Below are 5,890 nucleotides of genomic sequence, written 5' to 3'. Positions count from 1 at the left end.
GGCGCGCTCCTCGGTGCGGTACTGGTCGTGGCCCGCCCGGGGGTCGCTCCCGGCATCGGGGGAAGCGGCGCTGGAGGAACCCGTGCTGGAGGAACCCGACCCGGTGGCCCCGCCCACGGAGATGAGCGGGCGGCCCACCTCCATGACCTGGCCGACCTCGCCGTGCAGCGCCGAGACGGTGCCCGCGAACGGGATCGGCACCTCCACGGTGGCCTTGGCGGTCTCCACGGTCACCACGTTCTGGTCGATGGTGACCTCGTCGCCCACGGCCACGAGCCACTCCACGACCTCGGCCTCGGTGAGTCCCTCGCCGAGGTCCGGCAGCATGAACACCTGCTCGCTCATCGGGCGCCTCCCTGTGCGTCGGTGGACGCCCCCGCGTGGGTGAGGTCCGGCTGGTCGTCCCACTGCAGGCGCTCGATGGCGTCGAGCACCCGGTCCACGTTCGGCAGCTGGGTGTGCTCGAGCTTCGGTGCGGGGTAGGGGATGTCGAAGCCGGTGACGCGCAGCACCGGAGCGGCCAGCGAGTGGAAGCAGCGCTCCTGCACGCGGGCGGCCACCTCGGCGGCCACGCCGCCGAAGCCCTGGGCCTCGGACACCACGACGCACCGGCCCGTCCTGCGCACGGAGCGCGCCACGCCCTCGTCGTCGAACGGGACGATGGTGCGCAGGTCCACCACCTCGCAGTCGTAGCCCAGCTCGGCGGCGGCCTCGGCGGCCTGCAGGCAGGTCCGCAGCTGCGGGCCGTAGGTCACCAGCGTCACGTCGGAGCCCTCGCGGCGCACCACGGAGCTGCCGAAGGGCTCGCGCTCCACAGGCAGCTCGACCTCCTCCTTGGTCCAGTAGCCCACCTTGGGCTCCATGAAGACCACCGGGTCGTCGCTGGAGATCGCCTCGCGCAGCAGGGAGTAGGCGTCCGCGGGGGTGGCCGGCGTGACCACCTTGAGGCCCGGGGTGTGCGCGTAGTAGCCCTCGGAGGAGTCGCAGTGGTGCTCCACACCGCCGATGCCGCCGGCGTAGGGCACGCGGATCACCATCGGCAGCTGCACCGAGCCGCGGGTGCGGTTGCGCATCTTGGCCACGTGGCTCACCACCTGCTCGAAGGCGGGGTAGCCGAACGCGTCGAACTGCATCTCGACCACGGGGCGGAAGCCCTCAATGGCCAGGCCGACGGCGAAGCCCATGATGCCGGCCTCGGCCAGCGGGGTGTCGAAGCAGCGCTCCTCGCCGAAGTCGCGGGTGAGGCCGTCGGTGATGCGGAAGACGCCGCCCAGGGTGCCGACGTCCTCGCCGAACACGAGCACCTTCTCGTCGGCGGTCATCGCGTCGCGCAGGGCCTGGTTGAGGGCCTGAGCCATGGTCACGGTCATCGGGTGGCCTCCTGGGCGGTGTGGTCCTGGTCGGCGCGGGCGGCGGCCAGCTCGGCCTCCACGACGGCCCGCTGCTCCAGCAGCTGCGGGGTGGGCTCGGCGAAGACGTGCTCGAACAGCTCCAGCGGGTCGTGCTGGACGTCGGCGTTCATGCGCTCGCGCAGGCGGGCGGACTGCTCCTCGCCCTCGGCGTGGATCGCCTCGACGGCGGCCTCGTCGAGCAGGCCCTGGGACAGCAGGTAGCGCTCCAGACGCACGATCGGGTCCTTGGCCACCCAGCCCTCCACCTCGGAGTCCTCGCGGTAGCGGGTGGCGTCGTCGGCGTTGGTGTGGGCGTCCATGCGGTAGGTGTGCAGCTCCAGCAGGGTGGGACCGCCGCCGCTGCGGGCGCGCTCCAGGGCGGCGTCCATGACCGCGGCCACGGCGGCGGCGTCGTTGCCGTCCACCTGCTCGGACGGGATGCCGTAGCCGATGCCCTTGTACGCCAGCGAGGGCGCCTTGGTCTGCTTGGAGAGCGGCACGGAGATGGCGTACGTGTTGTTCTGCACCACGAAGACCACCGGGGCGTTGAACACGGCGGCGAAGTTGAGGCCCTCGTGGAAGTCGCCCTCGGAGGTGGCGCCGTCGCCGATGAAGGCGAGCACCGCGGCATCGGAGCCCTTGCGGGCCAGGGCCGAGCCGGTGCCGGCGGCGTGCACCAGCTGGGTGGCCAGCGGCGTGCACTGCGGGGCGGTGCGGGTGGCGGCCACGTCGTAGCCGGCGTGCCAGTCGCCCTTGAGGAGCGTGAGCACCTCCACCGGGTCGATGCCGCGGGTCACCAGCGCCATCGAGTCGCGGTAGGTGGGGAAGAACCAGTCGTCCTCGCGCAGCGCCTGGGCGCAGGCCACCTGGCAGGCGTCCTGGCCGTGGCTGGAGGGGTACACCGCCAGGCGGCCCTGCTTGGTGAGGGCCGTGGCCTGCTTGTCGAAGCGACGGCCCAGCACCATGCCCCGGTGCAGGGCGAGCAGGCGGTCGGCCTCGGGGAGGCGGTAGCCGCGGGGGTGGGTCTGGGCGGTCAGCTCGCCGCCGGGGGCGATGAACTGGACCGGTTCGCTGCTGGGCAGCAGGTCCTGCGGGGTGGGCATGGGTCCTCCCGGGTGGTGTGACGTGGGCCACCACGCAGTATGGCTCAGGTCGCGTGCAGGGTGTGGTGGGGCGGGGCCGGGCGTCGCCGGGCGGATGGTGTGTTGAACATGTGTTGCATTGCATCGTAAGTGTGTTGTATGGTGGGGGTGTCGATCGGAGGTGGGGGCGCCGTGGTGCGTTCCCGACGCGAGGGGTCACGGGGGTGATCGGTGTGAAGCGGCAGGACGGCGGGGTCGGTGGTGCGTGGACGGATCCCGGGGGACCAGCGGCCGGGAGGGCGGACGACGCGGCGTGCCTGTTCGCGCGGGCTGAGGGGGTCATCGCAGGGCTGCAGACCGTGCGGCCGGAGCTGTGGCGGGTGGCGTCCGACGACCTGGCGCCCCTGGTGGGGATGCTGAGCGATCTCGTGCGGGCGGCCGAGGCGGCGATGACGGGACTGACGGCCGAGGCGTACACCCGGGGCGTGGTCGACGAGTCCCGGGCAGCAGGCACCACGGCCTGGGTGCGTCAGCAGGCGGGCATCGTGGACGCGGGCCGGGCCCACGCCATCGCCACCGTGGGCGAGGCCACCACGGAGCCGGGGACAGGTCCGCTGGCCGATGCGGTCTGGGGTGGCGGGGTCTCGGTCGGTGCTGCGCACGTGATGCTGCGGGAGGCCGAGAAGGTGCGGCCCGTGCTGCCCGGGGCAGACCGGGCGGAGGTGCTGGGCCACTACCTCACGCACGCGGAGAACCTGGCCGCCATGGGGCACACAGCGGGTGACCGTGCGCTGCGGCAGCTGTCGCGCGAGATCATCGCCCGCTTCGGCCAGCACGCCCTCGACGAGCAGGACGACCACGCCAAGGAGTGCTCGGTGCTCACCGAGCGGACGCTGTCCACCGGGCTGGTGCGCTTCACGTGGGAGCTCAACCAGCCCGACGCCGCGCGGGTGCGTGCGGCGGTGGACGGGCTGGCAGCTCCACGGCCCGGGCGGGACGTGGACGGGGAGGTCGTGCGGGACCCTCGGTCCCCGGCTCGTCGCCGCGCGGACGCCCTGCTGGAGCTGGTGGAGCGTGCGCAGGCGGCTGACCGAGACGGCACGGCCGGGGGCTGTGGCCTGTCGGGCTCCACCACGCTCGTGGTGACCCTGGACCACCAGGCGCTCGTCTCCGAGCTGGCGCGGCGGCCTCGTGGCCCCCGCGGGGTGGGATGGGGGCGGGGACTGGCCGACACGGTGGAGGACGCCGGACCGGCAGGTTTTGCCACCACGGTCAACGGAGAGGTCATGACCCCGGCGCAGGTGAGGCAGGCTGCCTGTGACGCGCAGGTGGTCCCGGTGGTCCTCGGCAAGGACTCGGTGCCGCTGGACGTGGGGGAGGCGGAGCGGTTCGCGACCGGTTCCCAACGGATGGCCCTGGCGCGCCGCGACGGTGGCTGCTCCTTCGAGGGGTGTGGACGTCCACCGGGCTGGTGCCACGCGCACCACATCACCCACTGGATCGACGGCGGGCCGACGGACCTGGACAACCTGGTGCTGCTCTGTTCGCGGCACCACACCGTGGTGCACCGGGACGGCCTGACGGCCACTCGCACCGGGAACCGGTGGGTGTGGCACCCGCCCGGTGAGTCCACCGAGCCTGGATGAGGCCCTCGTAGGGTGGCGCCATGCGTCGAACCGCCCTGCTGGCCCTGCCCGTCACCGCCGCCGTGGGGATGGCCGGTGCCGCGGTGGGGGCCCTGTGGGGTGCGCGGCAGATCAGCGGGCCGCAGCGCCCGCCCGTGCCCTACGGGTTCACGCCCTACGAGGTGCGGGTGCCCGACGACGCGGTGGAGGACGTGGAACTTCACGCGGCCGACGGCACGCGCCTGGCGGGCTGGTGGCTGCAGGGGGAGTCCGGCCGGGTGGCGGTGGTGTGCCACGGCCACCGCGGTTCCAAGGCGGACATGCTCGGCATCGGGCCGGGGCTGTGGCGCGAGGGGTGGTCGGTCCTGCTCCTCGACTTCCGCGGCAACGGGGACTCCGCCGACGGCCCGCAGTCCCTGGCGCACTACGAGCAGCTCGACCTCGAGGCCGCCCTCGACTGGGTGGCCGCCCGGCGCCCGGGTGCCGGCATCGACCTCGTCGGGTTCTCGATGGGTGCCGCCGTCGTCCTGCAGGTGGCCGCCCGGGACCAGCGGGTGGCACGGGTGGTTGCGGACTCGTCCTTCGCCGACATGCGCGACGTGGTGGCGACGGCGGCTCGCGGCATGCGGCTGCCCCCGGTGCCGCTGGTGCACCTGGTGGACCGCGTCACGCGATGGCGCTACGGGTACCGGTTCAGCGAGGTGGAGCCGGTGGAAGTGGTGGCCGACATCGCACCGCGCCCGCTGCTGCTCGTGCACGGCACCGAGGACTCCGTGATCCCCGTGGCCCACGCCCACCGGCTGGCGGCTGCGGCCGGCCAGGGGGCCGAGCTGCGCATCGTGGACGGGGTGGACCACTGCGGGGCCTACTTCGCCGACCGGCCCGGCTACATCCGGGCCGTGGCGGACTTCCTCCGCGGCTGAGGCGAGGTCGGTCCCCGACCACCGGCCACCGTGGCGCACCTGCTGTGCGGCCCATGGTCACGTTCCGACAGTGTCGGGCGGAGAGATGAGTGTCCTACGGTCAGGAGTGCCCGACCGCTGGCCATTCCCGGAAGATCACATGCCCACTCATCCCGCCGGTCGTCCCGATCCCGTCTCGGATCCCCGCACCCCCTCCCCAGGCCGTGCTGCGCCCTCGCCGCGGCTCATGGTCCCTCTCGTGGGTGCTGGTCTGGGAATGGCTGTCTACCTCGGTCTGCGCCCCTACGGTGACCACTCACAGGACCCTGCCGTGGCCTTGGCCGCCTTCGCCCAGCCACTCTGGGTGGTGGCCCACCTGGCAGGCATGGCGGCACTCGCCTCGGTGGGTTGGGTGGCGGTGCGCTGCTCCGAGCTGGTTCCCGGAAAGGCCTCCCGCATCGCGCGCTGGTGCGGTTGGTGCGGTCTGGTGGGTGCCGGTCTGGTGATGCCCTACTACGGGGTCGAGGCGCTGGCCCTGCACGAGCTGGGTCGTGCCGTGTCAGCAGAGGATCTCGCCCCGGATCAGGCCATGGCACTGGTCGAGGCGGTCCGCGGCAACTTCGTGGGCGTGTCCCTGTTCGCTGCCGGTCTGCTGATGCTCGCTGCGGCCGGGCTGCTGGCGGCCCTGGCGTGGCAGCGGGCAGCCCACGGGGGCCTGCGGTGGGCGGGCTGGCCACTGGGCGGTCTGGTGGCGCTCGTGCTGCCGCAGTACTACCTGCCGCCGGCAGGACGGGTGACCTTCGGTGTCGCCTTCGCCGTGGCCGCCCTCGCATGGGCGGGCGCCGCATGGGCCCAGAGCCCCCGGCACGGTCTCCGGCGCGCCCCCGGGC

6 protein-coding genes are annotated in these 5,890 nt (G+C 73.3%); 3 read left to right on the top strand and 3 right to left on the bottom strand.

The features are described 5' to 3' along the window. The 3 genes from HMPREF3099_RS05950 to pdhA form a co-directional block, all read right to left on the bottom strand. On the bottom strand, positions 1-345 hold a 345-nt coding region (locus tag HMPREF3099_RS05950; protein WP_305778347.1), incomplete at its 3' end, for a biotin/lipoyl-containing protein. Beyond that, entirely contained in the window at positions 342-1,370 is a 1,029-nt protein-coding gene (locus HMPREF3099_RS05945; protein ID WP_070705148.1) for an alpha-ketoacid dehydrogenase subunit beta, read from the bottom strand. The genes HMPREF3099_RS05950 and HMPREF3099_RS05945, both read right to left, overlap by 4 nt. Beyond that, positions 1,367-2,494: a pyruvate dehydrogenase (acetyl-transferring) E1 component subunit alpha gene (pdhA, locus tag HMPREF3099_RS05940; protein ID WP_070705147.1), complete on the bottom strand. Its 1,128-nt coding sequence runs from the start codon at positions 2,492-2,494 to the stop codon at positions 1,367-1,369. Before pdhA ends, HMPREF3099_RS05945 begins: the two co-directional genes overlap by 4 nt. Before the next feature lie 359 nt (positions 2,495-2,853). Between pdhA and HMPREF3099_RS05935 the strand changes: the two genes are divergently transcribed. The 3 genes from HMPREF3099_RS05935 to HMPREF3099_RS05925 all read left to right on the top strand — a co-directional run. Next, positions 2,854-4,119, top strand: a complete 1,266-nt coding sequence (locus HMPREF3099_RS05935) for an HNH endonuclease signature motif containing protein (RefSeq protein WP_237769767.1) — start codon at positions 2,854-2,856, stop codon at positions 4,117-4,119. A 20-nt stretch (positions 4,120-4,139) separates the two neighbouring features. After that, entirely contained in the window at positions 4,140-5,021 is an 882-nt protein-coding gene (locus tag HMPREF3099_RS05930) for an alpha/beta hydrolase (protein ID WP_237769766.1), read from the top strand. 310 nt (positions 5,022-5,331) lie between these two features. Further along, positions 5,332-5,890: hypothetical protein (locus HMPREF3099_RS05925; protein ID WP_168168454.1), on the top strand; the 559-nt coding region annotated here is incomplete at its 3' end.

It is taken from the genome of Kytococcus sp. HMSC28H12 (assembly GCF_001816045.1).
GTDB lineage: Bacteria > Actinomycetota > Actinomycetes > Actinomycetales > Dermatophilaceae > Kytococcus > Kytococcus schroeteri.
This window is presented reverse-complemented; position numbering and strand designations above follow the sequence as displayed.